Genomic DNA, 22,953 nt, shown 5'->3' with positions numbered 1-22,953 from the left:
ATGAAACAAAAGATTCTTTGAATGTGATTTTGCAACTAATGTGCCAGATAAGGCGAAGCGGGGAATATTCTTGTGAAGCCTGATAAAACGCGGGCGGGTCGAAAAAATGTGCGTTTCTCCGCCCCGTCGCCTGCACCATTTCAATGCAAAGCACCAGCCTGATGCCCCATTATCGTTGTTCCAGTTCGTCCAGCTGCTGGTAGAGGGAGGCAATGTCGTGAATGCGTGGACGGCCTTTATCGAGAATTTCATGCAGGAAGGCATTCGCCAGCAGGTTGATCAGGCTGTTGACCGAGGAGTAGCTGTCATAGGCCGAGACGCTGTCCAGCGGGGCGCAGAGCTGCCAGCTCGCCAGCGGAAACAGGCTGTGCGCCTGCGGCTCGCACATCAGCAGCACCGGAATACCGTTACTCTGAAGCTGCTGCATCAGCGGGCGGATAATGCGCGGGCGGCGGCGGAAGGCCATCATGACCACCAGATCGTCCGGCGTTAAATCCACCAGCTCTTCGCCCAGGCTCTGCCCCGGCTGCGGCAGGACCAGCACCTGACCGCGCGCCTGCAGCAGCTGCTGGCGCAGATGCAGCGCCGCCGGATAGGCGTTACGCATGCCGATAATGACGATGCGCCGCGCCTTCACCATGCAGGCCATGGCGTCGGCAAACTGCTGCGCGTCGAGGGCATTGACCCACTGGGTCAGGTTAGCCATCTCCTGCTTATAGTGGCGCGCCAGCAGCGTATTGCCCTGCACCGCGTCGCGGTTATCGGTGAGCGGCATCCCGCTCTGGCGCAGGGTGCGCAGCTCGTCGCGCATGTCCTTATATTTCTCATAGCCCAGACGCTTAAACAGACGGCTGACCGTGGCTTTCGACACCCCGCTCAGCTGCGCCAGCTCGGCGCTGTTGTAGCTGATCAGGTCGTCAAAATGGTCGAATATAAAGTCCGCCACCCGCTGCTCCTGCGGCGACAGCGACGGGTACTGTGCTTTCAGACGTTCATCCAGTTGTTCCATAGCGCCTCTGTAACTTTTGTTTCATCACATTTTGCCTTTCATTCTACCTTTCATTATACGTGCCAGTTTACTGAAACTTTTCTTTCAGAACTGGAACAGCTTTTGCAGCACCTTGTGACTTTCAGGGTTACGAGGACGCTTCATGCAAAGTAATGTCTCCACGCACGGCATGGCCGTTGCGCCCCACCATCTTGCCAGCCAGAGCGCGCTGGCGGTGCTGCGCGAAGGCGGCAGCGCCATAGAGGCAATGGTCGCCGCGGCGGCCACCATTGCCGTGGTTTATCCGCACATGAACGGGCTGGGCGGCGATGGCTTCTGGCTTATCGTGCCGCCGGAAGGCGAACCTGTCGCCATTGATGCCAGCGGCGCGGCGGGTTCTCGCGCAACGCTCGCCGCCTACGACGGTCTGGCGCACATCCCCCATCGCGGCCCCCGCGCGGCGCTGACCGTCGCCGGCACGGTGAGCGGCTGGGACGAGGCGCTGAAGGTCTCGCGCGAGATGACCGGCAAGGCGCTGCCGCTGGCCCGCCTGCTGGCCGACGCCATTGAGTACGCGCAGAACGGCACGCCGGTCACGGCCTCTCAGGCTCATGCCACGGCCAGCAAATTCGACGAGCTGAAATCCATCCCCGGCTTCGCGGAAACCTGGCTGGTGGACGGTAAGCCGCCAGAGGTCGGGAGCCGTTTTTACCAGCCCGCCATGGCCACGACCCTGACGCGCCTTGTGGAGGACGGTCTGGACAGCTTTTACCGCGGCCCGCTGGCGGACGTGCTGGCGCACGGCATGGAGACGCTGGGCCTGCCCGTGACGCTGGCCGATTTACACGCGCACGCTGCCCGGCGCACCGCGCCGTTGAGGCTGCAGCATCAGCAGGGGGAGATCTTTAACCACGCCCCGCCGACGCAGGGGCTGGTCTCGCTGGCGATACTCGGCATCACCGACCGCCTGAACATGGCGGAGGCCGACGACGCCGACACCGTTCACCGCATCGTTGAAGCCACCAAGCTGGCCTTTGGCCTGCGCGATGCCCACATCACCGACCCGCGCGAGCTGAAAACCGATATTCAGGGTCTGCTGGATCCCGCCGCTCTGCAGGCGCTTGCCGACAGGGTTGACGACGGCCGCGCCGCCCCGTGGGGCACCGGAAAAGGCCCCGGCGATACGGTGTGGATGGGGGTAATGGATAACAGCGGGCTCGCCGTGTCGTTTATCCAGAGTATCTATCACGAGTTCGGCAGCGGCGTGGTGCTGCCCGACACCGGCATCGTCTGGCAGAACCGGGGGGCATCGTTCAGCCTCGATCCGAATCATCTTCTGGCCCTCGCGCCGGGCAAGCAGCCCTTCCATACCCTGAACCCGGCGGCGGCGCGTCTTAAGGACGGGCGCGTGATGGTCTACGGCTCCATGGGCGGCGACGGCCAGCCGCAAACCCAGGCCGCGCTCTTTACCCGCTACGCGATTCAGGGCGTGCCTTTACAGGAAAGCATTTCCCGCCCCCGCTGGCTGCTGGGGCGCACCTGGGGACAAACCTCTGACACGTTAAAGCTGGAAGGACGCTTTACCGCTGAGACGGTCTCGCAGCTCCGCGCGCGGGGACATGAGGTGGAAATATCCCCTGACTTCAGCGAAGCGATGGGCCACGCGGGCGCGATTGTTCGCCACCCCAACGGGCTGTTCGAAGGGGCCTTTGACCCGCGCAGCAACGGCGCGGCCGCCGGATTCTGAGGAGAAAACAATGACGACACCACAACCCGACTGGCAGGCGTATCTTGCGCAAATGGAGTCCGTGCTCGGCGTGACGCTGGATGATGCCCGCCGCGCCGAGCTGCAATTGCAGTTCAGCCGCATTGCCACCCTGGCCGCCCCGCTGATGGCGCTGCCGCTCGAAGACCGTCTGGAGATCGCAGGAGTGTATAAAGCATGAGGCTACACGAGATGAGTATTAGCGCGATCCAGCATGCGCTGAGCGCAGGCGAGCTGAGCGCTCGCGAGATTGCCCGCCAGACGCTGGAGGCGATTGCGCGCGTGAACCCGCAGATCGGCGCCTGGACCGCCGTAACGGAAGCGCGCATGCTCGCCGAGGCCGAGAGCATCGACACCCTGCGCCGCGAGAAGCGCCCCCTGCCGCCGCTGGCGGGCGTGCCGTACGCGGTAAAAAACCTGTTCGACGTTGCCGGTCACACCACCCTTGCCGGGGCAGAGCTGTTCAGCCAGCGCCCTGCCGCGGCCGCTGACAGCTTCGCGGTGCGCCAGCTGCGCAGCGCGGGCGGGCTGCTGACCGGAATGGTGAATATGGACGCCTACGCCTACGGCTTCACAACCGAAAACAGCCACTACGGCACCACGCGTAACCCACACGATCTGGCGCGCATTGCGGGCGGGTCGTCCGGCGGTTCAGCCGCCGCCGTGGCAGCCGGACTGGTGCACTTTTCGCTCGGCACCGACACCAACGGCTCGATTCGCGTTCCGGCCTCCCTGTGCGGCATCTATGGCCTGAAGCCCACCTTTGGCCGCCTGTCGCGATCCGGCAGCCATCCGTTTGTCGCGAGTCTGGATCATATCGGCCCCTTTGCCCGCCGCGTGTGCGACCTGGCGTCCGTGTACGACGCGCTGCAGGGCCGGGACAGCAGCGACGGTTTTCAGGCAGAGAGCTCGCGCGAGCAGACGCGCCCCCTGCTCGATCGCGGGCTTGACGGCCTGCGCTGCGCGGTGCTCGGCGGCTACTTCACCACCTGGTGCGACGCGGATGCCAGAGACGCCGTGGCGCGGGTGGCGAAGGCGCTTGACGTGCAGGATGAGCTGCAGTTCCCGGACGCCGAGCTGGCGCGCTCCGCGGCGTTTATCATCAGCGCCTCCGAAGGGGGAAACCAGTACCTGCCCGCGCTTCGCCGCGAGCCCGAGCGTTTTGAACCGCACTCCCGCGAACGCCTGCTGGCCGGGGCGATGATCCCCTCCGCCTGGTACATTCAGGCCCAGCGGTTTCGCGCGCACGCCCGGCAGGCGTTTAAAACCCTGTTCGCGCAGGCCGACGTGCTGATCGCCCCGGCAACGCCGCGCAGCGCGACGCTCGCGGGTGAGCAGACCATGGAGATTAACGGCCAGCCGCTCCCCATTCGCGCCAGCATGGGGATGCTGACCCAGCCGATATCATTTTTGGGCCTGCCCGTGACCACCGTTCCGCTGCGCACCGCCCAGGGTGCGCCGATTGGCCTGCAGCTGATTGCCGCGCCGTTTAACGAGCAGGCCTGCCTTCGCGTCGCGCGCGTGCTGGAAGAGAGCGGAATCACCGATGCCCGTCCGGCGGAGATAGCAGCATGATGAATCACGATGACATTAACCTGCCGTGGGTAGTTGCCGAGGTGACCGCCGCGTTTTACCGCTATGAAGACGCGCTGGTGAGCAACAACGTTGCGGTGCTGGACGAGCTGTTTTGGCACGACAAAAACACGGTGCGTCTGGGGGCGGGTGAAAATCTGTACGGGATTGACGAAATCCGCGCCTTTCGCGCGGCGCGTCCGTCCGCCGGTTTACAGCGGACGTTGCGCCACACCGTCATCACCACCTTCGGGGAGGATTATGCCGTGTGCAGCACCGAGTTTACCCGCGAAGGCACGGAACGCATTGGCCGCCAGCAGCAGACGTGGGTGCGGTTTGCCTACGGGTGGCGGATCGTAGCGGCGCAGGTGAGTTTGATGGTGTAATGAAAAGTTGCGTAGGGTTGCATAAGTCCCTCTGCTTGTTGCGGGGGAATCCATACTCTTTTCCGGCTCAGTGCTGTAGATACTGTTATGCCACGCAAGCATTTTCCTGATGTAATGTGGCATCGAACGGGCGTCCTGATTTCAGGACGCCATACGCCACCTGCGCCAGCTTGCGCATCATCGCTCCGATTATCAGCTTCGCTCCCTTGCCGTTCTTTTCCAGACGCGCCCTGAACGCTTTTCCCCACTCCGTTTTGTACAGCGCCACCATCGCGGGCATATACAGCGCCCTGCGAAGCGAGACATGGCCTGCCTTACTCATCCTGCCTGCCCTGTGTACGCTGCTTCCGGATTCATGCTGCCGCGGTGTCAGTCCTGCGAAAGCCGCGAACTGCCGCGCCTGACCGAACCTGTCCTTCAGCCCCACATACGCCAGCAGCACCGCGGATGTCTTTTCACCGATACCCGGTATGCTGTCCAGCAGTTTTCGCCGGTGCTTCAGGTCCGGGTCATCATCCGTCAGGTCCTTTATCTGTTTCTCCAGCCGCTTCAGCTCCGCTTCCAGCCACAGAAGGTGCGCATCAATACTCGGCATCTGCACCTCCCGCGCCGTCTCACGACGGTTCAGCTCCTGCGTGTGCATGTCTGTCAGGGACTGGTGACGCAGCACCAGCGCCCGCAACGCGCGCTCCAGCGGATGAGGTGCCTCCCAGGCTACCGGACGCTTCTGCCGGCAGAACTCTGCCAGCATACGGGCATCAACGGCATCGGTTTTACTGCGCAGGCCTTCGCTCTGCGCAAAGGCTTTACCAAGAGCCGGGTTGATGATGGATACGGTGAAACCGGCATCGCTGAGGGATGCTGCTGCGTCTTCCATATAGGTGCTGGTCGCTTCCATGCAGACATGTGCCTGAGCCACATTATGGCTGCGGAGCCAGCTGAGCAGCTCCTCGTGACCTTTAGGTGTGTTAGTAAATTTTTTGCTGCGGTGACGGCCATCAGGTCGCAACACATCGACATCCAGCTTAGCTTTGGAGATGTCGATACCAATAAAGTGAAGTTCCTGTTCCATAGTGAAACCAACCTTGTGAATGCGGATTACCGGGAAAACCGGTCCATGATACTGTCCGGTTTGTCACTTGTGGAGAAGGTGCAGTCCACTGCAGGGATCTACAACACAGGCGCGTGGCCTAAGGCCGGGTACGGCATGTGGACTGCATGGCAGAAAGTACTGGCCGGTTCTTTCTGCACGGAAGGATAATACAAGGCCGGGTAAGGCGCAGCCGCCACCCGGCAAAACACGGCACAATTATTTCTGAAACGGATGCACCTCCCGCCAGTGGTCGGCAATCTGCTGGCGGGTACAGACCCACACCCGCTCATGCTGCTGCACGTAATCCAGGAACCGCTGCAGCGCGCGAAAACGCCCCGGCCGCCCCAGCAGGCGACAGTGCATGCCGATGGACATCATCTTCGGCGCGCTTTCCCCCTCTTCGTACAGCACGTCAAAACTGTCCTTAAGATACGTATAAAACTGCTCGGCGGTGTTAAACCCCTGCGCGGTCGCGAAGCGCATGTCGTTCGCATCCAGCGTATAGGGCACAATCAGGTGCGGTTTTTGGGTGCCGTCGCCGCAGGCCACTTCCGTCCAGAAGGGCAGGTCGTCGCCGTAGTAGTCGCTGTCGTAGTCGAAGCCGCCGTGCTCCACCACCAGCTGGCGGGTGTTGGGGCTGTCGCGCCCGGTGTACCAGCCCGTCGGCGGCTTGCCGAACAGGTCGGTCAGCACCTGCACCGCCTTGTGCAGGTGTTCGCGCTCCTGCTGGATATCCATGTGCTGATAGTGGATCCAGCGCCAGCCGTGGCTCACCACGTCGTAATCCGCCGCCCTGATTGCCTCGACGATCTCCGGGTGACGCGCCAGCGCCATCGCCACGCCGAAGACCGTCAGCGGCAGGCCGCGCTTTTGAAATTCACCGTGGATCCGCCAGAACCCGGCGCGGCTGCCGTATTCGTAGAGGGAGTCCATCGACATGTGTTTATCCGGGTAGCTGGCCGCGCCGATGATGTCCGACAGGAACTGCTCGGAACCGGCATCGCCGTGCAGAACATGGTTTTCCGCCCCTTCCTCATAATTGAGTACAAACTGCACGGCGACGCGCGCCTGTTTCGGCCAGCGCGCGTGCGGCGGGTTGCCCGCGTAGCCGCGCAGATCCCGCGGGTAATTCTGTTCAAAAAGCGCCATTACGTCTCCCCTCACCTTCAAAATGGATTCAATGCCTGAAACTGTCCGCTTAACGCTTTTTTCTCCGGGAAGGCCAGATCCCCGTGCTTGCTGGTCGACAGCCCCAGCGCTACCAGCGATTCCACCATCTTCACCGCCGCGCTGACGCCGTCGATGACCGGCACGCGCAGCTCGCGGGTCAGCTCCTGGGCCAGGGTCGCCATGCCGCCGCAGCCCAGCACGATGGCGCCGCAGCCGTCCTCCTTCAGCGCCTGTATACAGCGCGCGCGCACCTTCTCCTGCGCCACACCGCTGCCGTCTTCCAGCGCCAGCACCGGGAGATCGATAGCGTGCAGCGCCGCGCAGCGATCGTGAAAGCCATACTGGTGCAGCAGATGACGGGCAATGATCAGCGTGCGCGGCAGCGTGGTCACCACCGAAAAGCGCGTCGCCACCAGCGTCGCCATATGCATGGCGGCTTCGGCGATGCCGACCACCGGCCCCTGCGCCAGCTCGCGCGCCGCCAGCAGGCCCGGATCGCCAAAGCAGGCGATGACGTGACCGTCCACGCCCTGCTCTCTGCCGAGCTTGACCTGTTCGAGAACCCCCACGGCGGCGATGGCTTCATCAAAGTGGCCCTCTATCGACGGCACGCCCGCGCTGGGGCAGACCGCGAGGATCTCCGTCCCCGGTGCCGCCACCGCCCGGGCCGCCGCGCCGATGGTTTCCGTCATCGCGAGGCTGGTGTTGGGGTTAATCACTTGTATACAGACAGAAGACATTACGACTCCTTGTGGCCGGCAAACAGCCGGGCAAAATCAGGCAGGCACTCGCCCGCCCGCTCGAAGCAGAGGCTGGCGACGATATGTTCAAAATGGTGCATTAAGGCATCGCTGAGCGGCTCAAGCGCCTTCTGGCGCAGCAGATCCACAAGCTGCTCGTGATCGTTGCAGCGACAGCCCTGACGCCACGGCGCGCCCCAGGTGGCAATCACCAGCGACGAGCGCTGGCTCAGGCCGGTCACCATCTCCGTCAGCACCTGGTTGCCGGAGATGGCCTGCAGCTGAATGTGGAAATTGGCAGAGTGGCGGATCGCCGCCGGGCCGTCGTACGCCTCGTGCGCCTGCTGCTCCTGGCGAATAATGGTCTCCAGCGCGGCAAGGTGCGGCGGCCGGCAGCGGGCCAGCACGTCCGGCAGGTTGGAGACCTCCAGCAGAGCGCGGGTGCGGAAAATATGCTGCGCCTCTTCCACCGTCGGGCTGGCGACGTGTGCACCACGCTTGGGCGTTAAGGTGACCATTTGCACAGCCGCGAGTCGCTGCAGCACCTTACGGATGCCCGTGCGGCTTACGCCAAACACCTCGGCCAGCGCCTCTTCCGGCAGTTTGCTCCCCGGCAGCAGCTGGTGTTCGACAATCGCGGTCATCAGCGCCTGAAAGATCGATTCGTCTTTGTCATGCAGGTCTGGCGCGGTCTGCAGGGCGTTTATGTTGTTCATTCACCACTCCATCTTTTACTCTTCGTTATCGAATCGTATACATAAAAATAAAATATTGCATACAAGATTTATTGTTTTGGCCTGGATCCTGCAACACCGTCTGTACTCCCACTCAACGGGTTTTCATTCACAGGAGCAGGTTTCATGCCAAACAGTCAAAACGCGCAGCAGGGTACGGCCGCTGATTCCGGTGCGGTTTACAGCCCACGTCTTTGCAATGAGGATCTGGCACCGACGCGTGACCAGAACTGGAGCTGGTACAACATCTTTTCGTTCTGGATGTCGGACGTTCACAGCATGGGGGGTTATGTTGTCGCTGCGAGCTTCTTTACGCTCGGGCTGGCAAGCTGGCAGGTGCTGCTCTGCCTGCTGGTGGGAATATGCATCGTGCAGCTGTGCGCCAACCTGGTGGCCAAACCGAGCCAGATGGCGGGCGTGCCCTACGCGGTGATCAGCCGTCAGGCGTTTGGCGTCTTCGGAGCCAATATTCCGGCGGTGATCCGCGGGCTGATTGCCTTCGCTTGGTACGGCATCCAGACCTATCTGGCCGCCAACGCCCTGATGCTGGTGGCGCTGAAGTTCTGGCCGTCGCTCTCTTCGCTCACTACTGGCGCGTTCCTGGGCCTGTCGCATCTCGGCTGGATCTGCTTTGCCATCATGTGGGTACTGCAGGCGATGGTCTTCTGGCACGGCATGAGCGCCATCAAGCGCTTTATTGATATCGCCGGTCCGGCAGTCTACGTGGTCATGCTGGCCCTCGCAGGCTGGATTGTATACAAGACCGGTTTTGACGGCATCTCCTTCACCCTCGCCAGCAAATCCCTGAGCGCGGGCGAGCAGACCTGGCAGATGATCACCGCGACCGCGCTGGTGGTATCTTACTTCTCCGGCCCGCTGCTCAACTTTGGCGACTTCTCCCGCTACGGCAAAAGCATGGGCGAGATCCGCCGCGGCAACCGCTGGGGCCTGCCGTTTAACTTCCTGCTGTTCTCCATCGTCACCGTGGTCATTGTCTCCGGCACCCAGTCGCTGTTTGGCCGCATGATCACCGACCCGATTGAGACCGTCAGCCGCGTGGGCAACGATCTGGCCGTGGCGATTGGCCTGCTGACGATGATCACCGCCACCATCGGGATCAACATCGTCGCGAACTTCGTCTCCCCGGCGTTTGATTTCTCTAACTGCTCGCCGCAGAAAATCAGCTTCCGCACCGGGGGCATGATTGCCGCCGTCGGCTCGATCCTGCTCACCCCGTGGAACCTGTTCAACTCGCCGGAACTTATCCACTACACCCTGGACGTGCTCGGGGCCTTCATCGGCCCGCTGTTCGGCATTCTGATTGCCGACTTCTACCTGATTAAGCGCGGCAAGGTGTCGGTTGACGATCTGTTCGACGACACGCCAAAGGGCAAATACTGGTACCGCAACGGCTTCAACCCTAAAGCCATTGGCGCGCTGATCCCGTCCGTGGCCGTGGGCCTGGTGATTAGCTTCATCCCGGCCCTGCATGAGGTGGCGAACTTCAGCTGGTTCATCGGCGTCTTCCTCGGCGGCGTGACCTACCGCTGGCTGGCGCGGGAAGATCGCGAGACGGCGGGCGCGACGTCGTTCAGCTCCCGCGTGGCGACGCAAAAAGAGTAACCCTCTCCTTCCGGCCGCAGCGTGTCTGCGGCCCGTTCATTCTGGCACCGTTCTTGCTGCGCCGTATCACCCCGCTACGCAAACACTAAGGCAGGAACCATGATGGATTACCAGACAGCGATCCGCGGTGCATTTTTTGATATTGCCCAGGTCTGCGACAGCGCAGACGCGATTGCCCGACACGCGCGCTACCTTGAGGACGGGCTGCTGTTTATACAGAGCGGGAAAATTCTGGCGCAGATGCCGTGGCAGGAGGGCGAGCAGTATCTTGACCCCCACAAGGGCTACACCGACCTGCGCGGCAGGCTGCTGCTGCCTGGTTTTGTCGACACCCACGTCCATTATCCGCAAACGGAGATGATCGGTGCCTTTGGCGAACAGCTGCTGGAGTGGCTGACCACCTACACCTTCCCGGTGGAGAGCCAGTTTGCCGATGAAGCCTACGCGAAAGAGATCGCCGAATTTTTCATTCAGCAACTGGTGAGCAACGGCACCACCACCGCGCTGGTCTTTTGCACGCTGCATCCGGAATCGGTCGAGGCGCTGTTTACCGAAGCCCTGCGCCTCAACATGCGCCTTATCGCCGGAAAGGTGATGATGGACAGACACACGCCGGACTACCTGAGCGAAGACGCGAAGCAGAGCTACCGGCAAACGCGGGCGCTGATCCAGCGCTGGCATCACCGTGGACGGCTGGGCTACGCCATTACGCCGCGCTTTGCCCCGACCTCATCCCCCGAGCTGCTTGCCGCGGTCAGCCTGCTCAGAGAGGAGTTCCCGGATACCTGGCTGCAGACCCACCTGAGCGAAAACCCCAACGAAGTGGCCTGGGTGAGCGACCTCTGGCCGGAGCACGAGCGCTATCTGGACGTGTATCACCACTACGGCCTGACCGGCGAGCGCAGCGTGTTTGCCCACGCGATTCATCTTCACCACAGCGAGTGGCAGTGCCTGCACGACACCGGTTCGGCGGTGGCGTTTTGCCCCACCTCAAACCTGTTTCTCGGCAGCGGGCTGTTTCGCCTGCCCGCCTGCTGGCAGCACAGGGTGCGGATGGGCATCGGCACCGACGTCGGTGCGGGCACCACCTTCAGCATGCTGCGCACCCTGGGGGAAGCCTACAAGGTCGGCCAGCTTCAGAGCTACCGCCTGCGCGCCAGCGAGGCCTTCTACCACGCCACGCTGGGCGGCGCGCACGCGCTCCGGCTGGACGATAAGATCGGCAACTTCGCGCCCGGCAAAGAGGCGGATTTCGTGGTTATCGACCCTGACGTAACGCCGCTGCAGCGCCTGCGCAATCGCCGCTGTCAGGATATCTACGAGCAGCTTTTCGTGCTGATGACGCTCGGCGACGAGCGCAACATCAGCGAGACCTGGGTCAACGGCGAGCGGGTATGGTCAACTGCCCCGGTAGGTTGACCACCCGCCGGGCGCAATCACAAACGGCAGGTGGAAGTGCTCGCCTGCCGCTTCTCCCGTCACAAAATCAATCTGCGCGCAGGGGTAGAGCGTGTCGCGACCGGTTTCGCTAAACCACGCGCCGATCTCCGCCACCAGCCGATAGCGGCCTTTTGGCAGGAAAGGGACAAATTCGGTGATGCGACCGTTTACGTTGGTCACGCCCGTCGCCATGATTTCGCCCTCCCGTTCGAGGTGAACCGTCACGCCCGCTGCGGGTTTGCCCGTCGAGATATCCAGAATATGGGTGCTGAGTGTGCTCATTCGCTAATGACTCCTTCCAGCCGTAGCAGCGTAATTTCCCGCAGCTGTTCCAGCGCGGCACGGACTTCCTGCGCGTCGCTGTTCGCCAGCCGCGCGTGCAGCGCCTGTAAAATATCTTCGCCGCTGCGGCCCTTCGCGCGGATCAGAAAGACGCGTCCGAAGCGGGCCTCGTAGCGGTCATTCCCTTCGCGCAGCGCCTGCACAAGCGCCGTATCGCGGTCATTCACCGCGCCCTGCTCCTGACGCGACAGCGCCGCCTCCGCCTGTGCGCCCGCGGGCTTTTCCCCGATGCGCGGATGGGCGCTCAATGCCTGCGTTAATGCCTCTTCGTCCCAGTTTTGCGTCAGCGCGTTTGCCGTGCTGAACAATTCGTCCCGGCTGGCGTAGGGCCGCCCCAGAGCCAGCGCGTCGGCCCAGCCGGGGAGCGCCACGCAGGGGTGAATCAGCGCTAACGCCTTTTCGTGGGGAAGATGATTGAACTCGTGCAGTGCGATCATAGCGTCTCCTTTATTGTCTTCCTCCGGGTTGTTGCACAAACCACGCCACTCTGAGCGCGGGCGTGAAACAGTCGATTCCGCATAGCTCAACTGGAAATTTTTGATTCAAAAAAAGGCACGCTCACCGCGTTTGCGCACCTTAGCAGTGCACACTCACCTCTCACAACGCCGTTTTCGCCACTCTGCAGCCTGGTACGCAAATTGCTGAATGCCTTTACACCCTGCAAAAGGAGAGAAGCATGAGAGCAATCGTCATTGGCGCGGGTATTGGCGGCCTGAGCGCTGCCGTCGCGCTGAAGAAAGCGGGCATCGACTGTACCGTATTTGAAGCCGTAAAGGAGATCAGGCCCGTCGGGGCGGCCATCTCTATCTGGCCTAACGGCGTGAAATGCATGCAGCACCTCGGCATGGGCGACATCATCGAGACGTACGGCGGGCCGATGCGTTTTATGGCCTACAAGGATTACCGGCGCGGCGAGACCCTGACCCGCTTTAGCCTGGCCCCGCTGGTTGAGCGTACCGGCGGGCGTCCCTGCCCCGTCTCGCGCACCGAGCTCCAGCGCGAAATGCTGGACTTCTGGGGGCGCGACAGGGTGCAGTTCGGCAAGCGCGTGGAGCGCGTAAGCGAAGACGACGCGGGCGTGAGCGTGACCTTCACCGACGGCACCACGGCATCCGGCGATTTTCTGATTGCCGCCGACGGCAGCCATTCGGCGGTTCGCCCGTACGTGCTGGGCTATACGCCGGAGCGCCGCTACGCCGGGTACGTGAACTGGAACGGGCTGGTGAAGATTGACGAAGAGATTGCCCCGGCGCACCAGTGGACCACCTTCGTTGGCGAAGGCAAGCGCGTGTCGCTGATGCCCGTCTCTGGCGGTCGTTTCTACTTCTTTTTTGACGTGCCGCTGCCCGCGGGCCTGGCGGAGGATCGCACCACCCTGCGCGCCGACCTCACGGGCTACTTCCGCGGCTGGGCGCCGCCGGTGCAGAAGCTTATCGCGGCGCTGGATCCTGAAACGACCAACCGCATTGAAATCCACGACATTGAGCCGTTCGACAGCCTGGTGCGCGGCAACGTCGCGCTGCTCGGCGATGCTGCGCACAGCACCACGCCGGATATCGGCCAGGGCGGCTGTGCGGCGATGGAAGACGCCGTCGTACTGGGGGAATGCCTGCGTGAAAACCACAGCATTACGCTGGCGCTGCGGCAGTACGAAGCGCTGCGCTGCGACCGGGTGCGCGACCTGGTGCTGAAGGCACGTAAACGCTGCGACGTCACCCACGGGAAAGACATGGCGTTGACGCAGGCCTGGTATCAGGAGCTCAAAGAGGAGACCGGCGAGCGCATCATCAACGGTCTGTGCGACACCATTCAGGGCGGCCCGTTAGGCTGAACGCAAGAGGGACAACGATGAAAAGAGAACCGACTCCACCCGCCCACTGCACGTTTGAGCCAGAGGACTGGCTGCGCCTGGCGAAATGCTGGCACCCGGTCGCGCGCGCCTGCGACGTCGGCCCGGCGCCGGTCAAGGCGACCCTGCTGGATGAACAGCTGGTGATTTACCGGATCCACGATCAGGTCGTGGTCGCCCGTGACGTCTGCCCGCACCGCGGCGTGCCGCTGACGCTCGGCTTTCACGACGAGCACGGGATTATCTGCCCCTATCACGGCCTCCGCTTTGGGGAGGACGGGCGCTGCAACCGTATTCCGTCCAGCCCCGACCAGCCCGTTCCGGCGAAGCTGAACCTGATTAATTACGCCGTGGAGGAGCGCTTCGGCCTGATCTGGACCTGCCTGGCGTTTGATCCGGAAAACCCCGCGCCGCTGCCCACCATGCCGCACTGGGATGACGACGGATTTCAGCAGATCAACTGTCCGGCGTTTGAGGTGAACGGCTTCGCCGGACGACAGGTGGAGGGTTTTCTGGACGTGGCGCACTTTGCGTGGATCCACACCGATACCTTTGCCGATCCCAATAATCAGCTTGTGCCCGCCTATCAGCCGCAGGAGACGCCGTTCGGCTTCGTGGCGGATTACTGGAGCTCCGTGAGCAACTATCCCGCCGGTTCACCCGTGCAGGCGCCAGAAGGGTTCCAGTGGCTGCGCCATTTTGAAATGCACCTGCCGTTTACCGCCACCCTGACGATCCATTTTCCGGGAGAGTCGAGACTGGTCATCATGAACGCCGCGTCGCCCGTGTCATCGCGCGTGACCCGCATGTTCGCCCCTATTGCGCGCAACTTTGACCTGCATATTCCGGTGGAAGACGTGCATTCCTTTAACCTGCGCATCTTCGAAGAGGATCGCCTGATGGTGGAAACCCAGCGCCCGGAAAGCCTGCCGCTGGATCTGACGCTGGAAGCCCATATTCCCGCCGATAAAAGCTCAATTGCCTACCGTCGAGGACTGAAGAAAATGGGCTTTGGCGTGTTTTTCCTGGTATGACGGAGGCCGATATGCTGAGCGTAATTGTTGACGGGCTGTGGCGCGAGGGCGACAAAAGCCTCGCCGTCAGGCTGGTGGCTGAAGACGGCGAAGCGCTGCCGCCGTGGCAGCCCGGCGCGCATATTGACGTCCACCTGCCCTGCGGCGTGGTGCGCCAGTATTCCCTGACCGGGTCATGTCAGGACGAGAGCTATCTTATCTGCGTGGGCCGGGAAACCGCCTCGCGCGGCGGGTCGCGCTACGTTCACGAGACGCTGCGGCCCGGACAGACGCTGACCATCTCTGCCCCGCGCAATCTGTTTCCGCTTGCTCAGGCAGAGCGGGTTTTGCTGCTGGCGGCGGGCATTGGCATTACACCGCTGTATGCGATGGCCCTGCAGCTGAAGGCGGCCGGAACGCCGTTTTTGCTGCACTATTACGTCAGAAACCGCGAAAGCGCGGCGTTTGCGCGCGAACTCTCGCAGTGCGATGGATCCATCATTCATACCGCCAGCCCGCGCACAGCGCTGGCAGAGCATCTTCCGGCGGCCGAGGCGGGGCTTCATGCCTGGATCTGCGGTCCAGCGGGGTTTATGGAAAAAGTGCGTGAGGTCGCCACGGCGAAGGGCTGGGAGGACGCCCATCTTCACAGCGAGGCGTTTCAGCCCGCAGCCCCTGCCACAGGCGGCGTCGCGGGTGAGATCTTTACGGTCAAACTCGCTTCCACCGGGGAGCGCTGGCCGGTGCCTGCGGACAAAACCATCGCCCAGGTGTTACAGGCAAACGGCGTGGACGTGCCGCTGTCCTGCGAGATGGGGATCTGCGGCGCCTGTCTGACGCCAGTGATTGACGGCGTAGTGGATCACCGGGATAGCGTGCAGTCGGAGGCGGAAAAAGGCGCGCCGGACCAGCAGGTGGCGCTGTGCTGCTCGCGGAGCCATTCCGGGGAGCTGGTGATCGGACTGTAAAACGACATCAACATTTTAGCGGCCCTTCTTGCCGGGTGGCGCTGCGCTTACCCGGCCTACATTGTGCAAATATATCAATTGGTTGCATGTTTTATTGTAGGCCCGTGCAAGCGTAGCGCCGCCGGGCAAACGCACAAGCGCTTAAGGGTTACCAGTACAGATGCCAAATCTGTCGCAGCCGCGCCAGCAGCTCAAGATAGAAATAGTCCCCCCAGCTACAGCACTGATCGACCCCCTTACCGCTGCCCATATGATAAACCGAGTGCTGCAGTAGCCCTTCAGTCGGATCGTCGTCGTGAGCAAGGTAGTTATCGGTCAGCGACAGCGCGATACGCAGCGCCATTTCTTCATAATACGCACGGTGTGCGTCGAGCGTCGGCAGCGCCTTAACCAGCTCCAGCAGGCCGCAGGCGGCAATCGCCGCCGCTGAACTGTCGCGCACGGCGTCGGTACCGAGCAGGGCCAGATCCCAGTGGCAAACATCATCTTCCGGCAGACGGTTGAGGAAGTAATGCGCCAGGCTGCGCGACAGCTCAACCATCTGCTTATCGCCGGTGTGCTGATAGCTGAGCAGAAAGCCGTAAATGCCCCACGCCTGGCCGCGCGACCAGCACGAGGTATCGCTGTAGCCCTGATGGGTGTTGCCAAAGCGCGGCTCACCCGTCTGCACATCCATATACCAGGTGTGGTACGTCGAGGCATCCTCACGCACGATATAGTTCGCGGCCTGTCCTGCATGAGCCGTCGCCGCTTGCGCATAGCGCGGATCCCCGGTCTGTTCGCTGGCCCAGTACAGCAGCGGCAGGTTCATATTACAATCGATGATCATTCGCCCCTGCTGCTCCGGGTCGTTTAAATCACCCCACGCCTGAATAATGTTGGCCGTCGGATTAAAACGCTCCATCAGGCACTCGGCTGCCAGCAGCGCCGACCGGCGAGCGGCCTCGTTGCCGGTGAGCCGCCAGGCGCTGATGCAGGAGAGCGAATAGAGGAACCCGAGATCGTGCGTTGCGGTGTCGATACGCTGCTCAATACGCCGGGCGAATGACGGTAAATAGCGCTCGGCGGCTTCGCGATAATGCGCTTTGCCGGTCATCTCCCACGCCAGCCACAGCTGGCCTGGCCAAAAGCTGGTGGTCCACTCCACGTTATCGGTGAGCGGCCAGACCCCCTTCTCACAGGCTTCGCCGGGGAACTTATCCCCGAAGGCGACAATATTGTTGTCGAGCTTGCGCGTTACGCGGGTCAGCGCCGCTTCCAGCTTCTGGCTCAGTGCCAGGCGATCGACCTGATGCAGTTCGATCGGCCGCAGCGCTTCGGTGATAACAGATTTGGTCATAACAACTCCTGAATTAATGTTTGGCCGGTTCAACCGGGGCGGTATCTAAAGCCGGAGCAAAGGGTCGTGAGGCATCGCGCGTCGACTGGCAGCGCGACAGCGTAAAGGCGGAAATCAGCGTAAATATCAGGGCGCAGCAGCCCATCAGCAGATAGGTATGCTCAAAGCCTATCCTGTCGTACAGGTAGCCGGCAGGCGGGGCGACCACAATCGAGCCAACGTAAATCATCGCCTGATAGCCCAGCAGGTACATCGTGGCGTTAACCCGACGATGGAAATGTTCGGCGATGTATTTGAAGACCGAAATCAGCAGCAGCGCGATCTCGACGCCATAAAACGGTTTGATGATGGAGATAACAATCGGGTCGCTGGTCAGTCCGGAGGCGATCAGCCGTGCTCCTACCACGCAGCCGCAGAACAGCAGGCCGCGCTTCGCGCCGTAGTGGTTCACCAGCCACGGGATAAACATCATCATCACGAACTCCATCCCCGACTGGACGGTGCTCAGGTAGCCGTACCAGGCATTCCCCTGCTCTTTGGTGGCGAAGAACGACACGAAGTAGCGCGGGAACTGCTGCTCGGCGATAAACATCATCCACGCCACCCCGGCAACATAGAGGCTGAACATCCAGAATTTGCGGTTTTTCAGCAGCATCAGCACGTCGGCAAAAACGATCTTATTGGCGGAGATGACGCTGTTGTTGCGCAGCTGCTCGTCGCCGATTTTGAGGCTGATCAGCACCAGCAGCATCAGTACCGAGGTACCGCTGCTGAGCAGAAAGTTGGCCAGCGGCGTGACGTTAAACAACAGCCCGGAGACCGAAGCCGCCATCGCCCAGCCCAGCGAACCCCACATTCTGATGCGGCCAAACTCCAGCCCGTACAGGCGGCTAAAGCGGTCGGCGTAAGATTCTGACGCCGCCACGCCGGCGTACCAGCCCAGGCTCAGATACAGCGCGCCGATGATAATCCCCACCATCGCATGGCTTTGCAGCAGCGGCTGATACACCAGCGCGAAGAACGGCGCCATCAGCGCAGAAATGGCGCAGACAAAATAGAGCAGCCACTTGCTCATGCCGATTTTGTCCATGATGTAGCCGTACACCGGCTTCAGGACCACCGCGAAGACGCCGTTGATGGCGAACACGCTGCCGATGGTGATGCTATCGAGGCCCACTTTCTGGCTCAGCCATAGGGCGTACAGGCCAAAGCTGGAAGACCAGGTGAAGAAGTAAAGAAAAATAAAGGTACTCATTTTGTACTGTGCGGCGCGTACGGACGATGATGTGCTCATAGCGATGCCTCCGGGGCCAGAACGAGCGTCGTTTCTTGTCGTGCCGTCACGAAGCGTACCGCGTCATCGCTAATGATGGCCTGTGGGCAGAGTTGCGGATCGAAGTCGGCGGCATTTCCCGCCCACACCGCGCATATCAACAGATGCTTGCCGGGGTCGAGTTCACCGCGCAGCAGCGGCACCGCCGCGCGCTCGGCGAACAGCAGATTACTGTTTGGCGGCGTCAACACCGTCTCGCCGCGGCGGGCGTACGGGTGTAGACAGAAAATGGCTGATACGTCCCGGGCATTGCGTAACCAGCAGGCGCGGTCACTCTCGTGTGCCTGCGGCTGCGGGCGGTTTGCCAGGCTAAAGCCGCCCTCCGCGTAATCCAGCGCGCGCTGGGTATTGATACGATGGACGCGCAGCTGCCAGTCGCCCTGCGCCAGCAGCCAGCTCTCAATCACCACATCGCGCCACGGCAGCCAGAGGCTGTAAATGGTGCCGTCTGCGGTGACCACGCGCTGGCATTCGCGGCGGCCACGCCAGTAGTTATCCTTTTCGGCCAGCAGCAGCATCGAATCGGGCGCGGCATGGTTCAGGCCGTAGCGCCCGCGTTCGAGGGTGAAGCCAAAGCGGGTGGAATAGGCAAATTTGCAGTATTTCGCTTCGGTATTGACGAAGTTGTTCAACTCCAGCTGGCCGGAAGTCAGCATCCACAGGTGATCGGCCTGATGCACCACCACCTGATCCGCATGAGCTATCGTGTGTTGGACGGGCAACGGCGGCAGCGGCAGCTCAGCCGCCTGCCAGAAGGCATCGCTCTCATCTAATGCCAGCACCAGCAGGGTCTTCAGGCCCCAGTAGGGCGAACCCGGCGCGTTGTAGTCTTCCGCCATCGCCAGATTCGGGTAGCTGTAGCCGACGCTGAGTACGCCGTCGCGGTCAAACATCGACTGCTTCAGCCACCAGCGCAGATGGCGCAGAACGATGCCCTTAATCACGCCAGGCGAAAAGACCTCCAGCCCGGCGAAGGCCGCCGCACTCCAGAACGCCGCCTCGGCAAAGCGGTAGGTCAGGCTACGGCCAAACGGGATCGCCGCGCCGTCTTCGGCAAAGAAATGGATGAAGTCAGAGGAGAAACGCGCGGCCCGCTGACGCAGCGTTGCACAACGCTTTGGATCGACCTCGACCATAAGCTTCGCGTAAATCAGGCCATAGAAATGAAAGCCCATTGAGATGTAATAGTCGCGCGGCCGCCCCGGACCATCGGAGTACCAACCATCGCCGAGATAGTAGTGCTCCATGGCAGAAAAATGATTTTCCAGTACCTGCGGGTTGGTCGGCATGCTGCAATGATGGAAGCCGACCTGCACCAGAATCGGAAAGAAGTGCCAGTTGTTATCGGGGATCTCCAGGGTCTCGCACTGCTTTAACCAGCGCCATAAATTCGCTTTCTCCGTCTCGGTGAAGTGCGCCAGTACGGTATCGCCCGCCAGCGCCAGCAGCACTCCGTAGGCCGCCATCTCGACGATTCGCTGATCGTAAGGCCCGACGTTGCCCCAGTAATCGGCATGCTGCGGATTGGTGCCGTTTTTTATCGCCTGTAAATAGAAAGAGAAGTGTTGCGGCTCACTGCCGCCAGCCAGCAGCGGCGTCACGCCCCACAGCAGGCGGGAAAACGTTTCCATGCTCGCGACCTGCTGGCCGTAGTGAGCGGTAAAGTTCGCTAAATCAATGCGGCTGGCGTCTTTTTTAAACCAGGGCGCCACCGCATTCAGCATGTCGTTGACCAGCCGTAGCACCTCTTCCCGGCTTGTCAGTGGATTATCCAGATGAATATTTTCAGGTTGCACAGGGTCCTCCCGCATTACACGAGGGTAGAGATAAGTTATTGTTATTAGGCTTTTTAAAGCCACAAGTGCGACGTCTGAATGAAGAGTAACTGCTTTTTTTCACGGCGCTGAGTGAGCAGACTCACAAAATTAAACCGCCATTTCATTTTTTCTGGCTTTTGTCGATCGCGAGGGGGATAAATTACAAATGATGGCCTAAAAATTTAAATCTGTTGTCCTGGAGGTAAAATGGGTGAAACGCATCTGCTGGAACGCATTACGCTCGATCAGCAGGCCATTTCATTTAACCGCATGTACGCCACCAGCGCGATTTACTACCACTGGCATCAATGCGTTGAATTACTTTATATTTCCAGCGGCTACGGCATCGTGGTGGTGGATAATCAGCACTACACCGCCCGTCCGGGGCGATTATTTATCTTCCCGCCCTTCCGTTTGCACAAAGTGCAGGTCGATCATAGCGATAAGAACCCCTATCACCGCACCACCATGCACATTGAGCAAGCGGTCGTCGAAAATGCGCTCAGCGCCTTCCCGCGCCATCAGGCCCGGTTCGCCGCGCTGGCCGCCAGCAATCTGCCCGCGCAAATCTACGATCTCAGCGAGCACGCGGCGTTTATTGAGAGGATCCTTGAGCAGTTTCAGCGTCTGGAGGGCAGCGAGCAGACCGAGGCCTGCGAGGTGGCATTTCTGGTGATGCAGCTCATGACATTTCTCCCCGAACAGCCGCAGCCCTACCCGCCGCGCCAGCAGACCGTCGCCTCGCGGATTATGAGCTGGATCGAAGCCCACTATGCCAGCAAGTTTTCGCTCGACCAGCTAGCGCACGACCTGGGGCTTTCGCGCAGCTATACCTCACGCATCTTCCGCCAGCAGACCGGGGGCAGCATTCACGAATATTTGCTGACCCGGCGGATAAAAAGCAGCTGCGATCGGTTACGGTACAGCGATGAGACGATTGACGCCATTGCCCTGGCCGTCGGGTTTAGCGAGGTGACCTACTTCATCACCTGCTTTAAAAAGATGATGCGTCAGACGCCACTGCAGTATCGACGTCGTATCCTCAACACCAGAATGCCAGGTTAACGGGGTTTTGATGACTGCCCAAAGCTGAACGCTTTCCGTCATGCCGGAACCGGCAACTCAATGCCGCTTTGCGCCAGCTGCCCCATCTCGCAGTACATTGCACAGGCCGCACTGACGATAGACATAGCCAGCGCGGCACCGCTCCCTTCTCCAAGGCGCATGTCAAGATGGATAAACGGTGCCAGACCAAGGTGCTCCAGCGCGCGCCGGGCCCCCTTTTCGGCGGAAAAATGAGAGGGAATACAGTAGTTCTTAACCTCTGGCGCAATCTGACAGGCGGCGATGGCGGCGGCATACGAGAGAAAACCGTCTAACACAACGGGCAGTCCGCATGCGCCAGCGCCCAATATCACCCCGGTCATGCCCACCAGGTCATAGCCGCCGACTTTGGCCAGAACATCCACCGCATCGCGCGCATCCGGCTGGTTAATGCGTATCGCCTGCCGGACAATGGTTTCCTTATGCTGCACCCGGTCCTGCGGCAAATTGGCCCCAATCCCCACCACATCATGCGGATCGCTGTCGGTCAGCACGCTGATGATTGCCGAGGCCGGCGTCGTATTGGCAATACCCAGTTCACCAACGCCAAAGATGGAGATCCCCTCCTGAGCGCGTTTTTTAACGAGGCTGGCACTCGCCAGCAGCAGGTGCTCGGCATCCTGACGGCTCATCGCCGGTCCCTGAGCAATATTACCGCTGCCTCGCGCGAGTTTAAGGCTGAGCATATTGTCGATAGGCTCGCCGTCAATACCGATGTCAACGGGCAGTACCGACGTCTGGCTATTGCGGGCCAGCACACACACCCCGGTCAACCCCTTTTGCATATTGACGGCCTGAAGCCAGGTCACCACTTTCGGCGTCACGGCCACGCCTTCATCAAACACGCCGTGGTCGGCGCACATGACGATAATCTCTTTTTGCAGATTATCGAGCCTGTCGATGCCCCACATTCCCGAAAGCTGTATTGCCAGACTCTCCAGCCGACCGAGGCTGTTTGTCGGCTTTATTAAGCCATCAACATGCCGCGAGGCCGCCTGAATCTTCTGTTTATCAAGCGGTCTGATGGCCGCCGCCAGCGCCTTCACTGTCCCCATCCTCATCACCCTCACTCTTCAGTTTGCCAAACGCTTCTGCCATTAAATACGCGTAATACCCAATACCCGGCCCGATTTTCAACGACCGTGTAGGCATCGTGACTGAACGGGAAATGCCACATCGCCGCCACGGGCATCCCCAACCAGGTTGCCAGCATCAGGCTCAGCACGCCCTGATGCGCCACAATGAGCGTGTCTTCGCCCCGCTGCAGTTGACTCATCTCATCCGCCGCTGCCCTGACGCGCGCGGCGAAATGCGGGAAGGCTTCGCCGCCGTCGGGCGTGGCGTTTTGCCAGTCATCCATCCAGCGCTGCCACGACGCGGGACTCTCTTTTTCGATGTCGCTGAAGTGGCGCATCTCCCATTTGCCAAAATCCAGCTCGTTAAGTCGCGCATCAACCTGGGCATCATCGGCTGTCGGCACGATAAGCCGCGCCGTCTGCTGCGAACGCTGCAGCGCGCTGACGCGCGCGTGCCCGAACGCGACGCCGGACAGGTATCCGGCAACACGCTGGCTTTGCGCAATGCCCTGCGGCGAGAGCGACAGATCGGTGCTCCCGTAAAATACGCCGCTGATGTTAGCGGTTGTTTGACCGTGTCGGACCAGAAATATACGCATAC

General features: G+C 61.2%; 21 protein-coding genes and 1 pseudogene. 10 read left to right on the top strand and 12 right to left on the bottom strand.

Features of this window, described 5'->3' with window-relative positions; all coding sequences use genetic code 11:
- Positions 1–169 precede the first annotated feature (169 nt).
- The gene (hpxU, locus tag V1566_RS11065; RefSeq protein WP_395305888.1) at positions 170–1,009 is read right to left on the bottom strand and encodes a MurR/RpiR family transcriptional regulator HpxU; all 840 of its coding nucleotides are present in this window, start codon (positions 1,007–1,009) and stop codon (positions 170–172) included.
- Positions 1,010–1,151: 142 nt separating this feature from the next.
- Here hpxU and hpxW point away from each other — a divergent pair, with 142 nt between their 5' ends.
- From hpxW to hpxZ, 4 genes are read left to right on the top strand one after another with little or no spacing between them, the layout of a single operon-like run.
- Complete coding sequence (hpxW, locus tag V1566_RS11060) at positions 1,152–2,735, top strand: oxamate amidohydrolase (RefSeq protein WP_395305887.1); 1,584 nt, start codon at positions 1,152–1,154, stop codon at positions 2,733–2,735.
- 10 nt (positions 2,736–2,745) lie between these two features.
- The gene (hpxX, locus tag V1566_RS11055; RefSeq protein WP_395305886.1) at positions 2,746–2,934 is read left to right on the top strand and encodes an oxalurate catabolism protein HpxX; all 189 of its coding nucleotides are present in this window, start codon (positions 2,746–2,748) and stop codon (positions 2,932–2,934) included.
- Positions 2,931–4,328: an AtzE family amidohydrolase gene (locus V1566_RS11050; RefSeq protein ID WP_395305885.1), complete on the top strand. Its 1,398-nt coding sequence runs from the start codon at positions 2,931–2,933 to the stop codon at positions 4,326–4,328. The genes hpxX and V1566_RS11050 overlap by 4 nt, the downstream gene beginning before the upstream one ends.
- Positions 4,325–4,711: an oxalurate catabolism protein HpxZ gene (gene hpxZ / locus V1566_RS11045; protein ID WP_063143946.1), complete on the top strand. Its 387-nt coding sequence runs from the start codon at positions 4,325–4,327 to the stop codon at positions 4,709–4,711. Before V1566_RS11050 ends, hpxZ begins: the two co-directional genes overlap by 4 nt.
- Positions 4,712–4,796: 85 nt before the next feature.
- Here the strand turns inward: hpxZ and V1566_RS11040 are convergent, their stop codons facing one another.
- The 4 genes and pseudogenes from V1566_RS11040 to V1566_RS11025 all read right to left on the bottom strand — a co-directional run bounded on the left by V1566_RS11040 (position 4,797) and on the right by V1566_RS11025 (position 8,430).
- Positions 4,797–5,783 carry an IS110 family transposase gene (locus tag V1566_RS11040; protein ID WP_395305884.1) on the bottom strand — a complete coding sequence of 329 codons (987 nt, stop codon included), beginning with the start codon at positions 5,781–5,783 and terminating at the stop codon, positions 4,797–4,799.
- A gap of 237 nt (positions 5,784–6,020) precedes the next feature.
- A complete protein-coding gene (gene puuE / locus V1566_RS11035) occupies positions 6,021–6,920 on the bottom strand; it encodes an allantoinase PuuE (RefSeq protein WP_395305977.1) in 900 nt (299 codons plus the stop codon).
- Positions 6,838–7,714: pseudogene (gene hpxA / locus V1566_RS11030) on the bottom strand (allantoin racemase). The gene puuE and the pseudogene hpxA overlap by 83 nt, the downstream one beginning before the upstream one ends.
- Entirely contained in the window at positions 7,714–8,430 is a 717-nt protein-coding gene (locus tag V1566_RS11025; protein ID WP_395305883.1) for a GntR family transcriptional regulator, read from the bottom strand. The pseudogene hpxA and the gene V1566_RS11025 overlap by 1 nt, the downstream one beginning before the upstream one ends.
- Before the next feature lie 144 nt (positions 8,431–8,574).
- Here V1566_RS11025 and V1566_RS11020 point away from each other — a divergent pair, with 144 nt between their 5' ends.
- On the top strand, positions 8,575–10,071 hold the full coding sequence (locus V1566_RS11020) for an NCS1 family nucleobase:cation symporter-1 (RefSeq protein ID WP_029741848.1): 1,497 nt from the start codon (positions 8,575–8,577) through the stop codon (positions 10,069–10,071).
- 99 nt (positions 10,072–10,170) lie between these two features.
- Entirely contained in the window at positions 10,171–11,490 is a 1,320-nt protein-coding gene (guaD, locus tag V1566_RS11015) for a guanine deaminase (RefSeq protein ID WP_395305882.1), read from the top strand.
- Here the strand turns inward: guaD and uraH are convergent.
- Complete coding sequence (gene uraH, locus V1566_RS11010) at positions 11,470–11,793, bottom strand: hydroxyisourate hydrolase (RefSeq protein WP_198885116.1); 324 nt, start codon at positions 11,791–11,793, stop codon at positions 11,470–11,472. The two genes, guaD and uraH, sit on opposite strands and share 21 nt — an antisense overlap.
- Positions 11,790–12,290, bottom strand: a complete 501-nt coding sequence (gene uraD / locus V1566_RS11005) for a 2-oxo-4-hydroxy-4-carboxy-5-ureidoimidazoline decarboxylase (protein WP_395305881.1) — start codon at positions 12,288–12,290, stop codon at positions 11,790–11,792. Before uraD ends, uraH begins: the two co-directional genes overlap by 4 nt.
- Before the next feature lie 239 nt (positions 12,291–12,529).
- Between uraD and hpxO the strand changes: the two genes are divergently transcribed.
- From hpxO to V1566_RS10990, 3 genes are read left to right on the top strand one after another with little or no spacing between them, the layout of a single operon-like run.
- Positions 12,530–13,684 carry an FAD-dependent urate hydroxylase HpxO gene (gene hpxO / locus V1566_RS11000; protein ID WP_395305880.1) on the top strand — a complete coding sequence of 385 codons (1,155 nt, stop codon included), beginning with the start codon at positions 12,530–12,532 and terminating at the stop codon, positions 13,682–13,684.
- A 17-nt stretch (positions 13,685–13,701) separates the two neighbouring features.
- On the top strand, positions 13,702–14,736 hold the full coding sequence (gene hpxD / locus V1566_RS10995; RefSeq protein WP_395305879.1) for a molybdenum cofactor-independent xanthine hydroxylase subunit HpxD: 1,035 nt from the start codon (positions 13,702–13,704) through the stop codon (positions 14,734–14,736).
- Positions 14,737–14,747: 11 nt separating this feature from the next.
- Positions 14,748–15,683: a PDR/VanB family oxidoreductase gene (locus tag V1566_RS10990; protein WP_395305878.1), complete on the top strand. Its 936-nt coding sequence runs from the start codon at positions 14,748–14,750 to the stop codon at positions 15,681–15,683.
- 148 nt (positions 15,684–15,831) lie between these two features.
- On the opposite strand, the gene V1566_RS10985 is transcribed toward V1566_RS10990, so the two are convergent.
- The 3 genes from V1566_RS10985 to V1566_RS10975 are packed head-to-tail and all read right to left on the bottom strand — an operon-like array spanning position 15,832 to position 20,151.
- Positions 15,832–17,022, bottom strand: coding sequence for a glycoside hydrolase family 88 protein (locus V1566_RS10985; RefSeq protein WP_395305877.1), 1,191 nt, complete (start codon positions 17,020–17,022; stop codon positions 15,832–15,834).
- A 13-nt stretch (positions 17,023–17,035) separates the two neighbouring features.
- On the bottom strand, positions 17,036–18,316 hold the full coding sequence (locus V1566_RS10980; protein ID WP_395305876.1) for an oligosaccharide MFS transporter: 1,281 nt from the start codon (positions 18,314–18,316) through the stop codon (positions 17,036–17,038).
- A complete protein-coding gene (locus V1566_RS10975) occupies positions 18,313–20,151 on the bottom strand; it encodes a DUF2264 domain-containing protein (protein ID WP_395305875.1) in 1,839 nt (612 codons plus the stop codon). The genes V1566_RS10980 and V1566_RS10975 overlap by 4 nt, the downstream gene beginning before the upstream one ends.
- Before the next feature lie 228 nt (positions 20,152–20,379).
- Between V1566_RS10975 and V1566_RS10970 the strand changes: the two genes are divergently transcribed.
- Positions 20,380–21,237, top strand: a complete 858-nt coding sequence (locus V1566_RS10970) for a helix-turn-helix domain-containing protein (protein ID WP_395305874.1) — start codon at positions 20,380–20,382, stop codon at positions 21,235–21,237.
- 38 nt (positions 21,238–21,275) lie between these two features.
- On the opposite strand, the gene cobT is transcribed toward V1566_RS10970, so the two are convergent.
- Entirely contained in the window at positions 21,276–22,331 is a 1,056-nt protein-coding gene (gene cobT, locus V1566_RS10965) for a nicotinate-nucleotide--dimethylbenzimidazole phosphoribosyltransferase (RefSeq protein WP_395305873.1), read from the bottom strand.
- 11 nt (positions 22,332–22,342) lie between these two features.
- Positions 22,343–22,951 carry a histidine phosphatase family protein gene (locus V1566_RS10960; protein WP_395305872.1) on the bottom strand — a complete coding sequence of 203 codons (609 nt, stop codon included), beginning with the start codon at positions 22,949–22,951 and terminating at the stop codon, positions 22,343–22,345.
- Positions 22,952–22,953 lie beyond the last annotated feature (2 nt).

It is taken from the genome of Enterobacter sp. ECC-019, from assembly GCF_043974075.1.
Classification (GTDB): Bacteria; Pseudomonadota; Gammaproteobacteria; order Enterobacterales; family Enterobacteriaceae; genus Enterobacter; species Enterobacter asburiae_D.
Note: the sequence above shows the minus strand (reverse complement) of the source record. Positions and strands in the feature narration are given on the sequence as shown.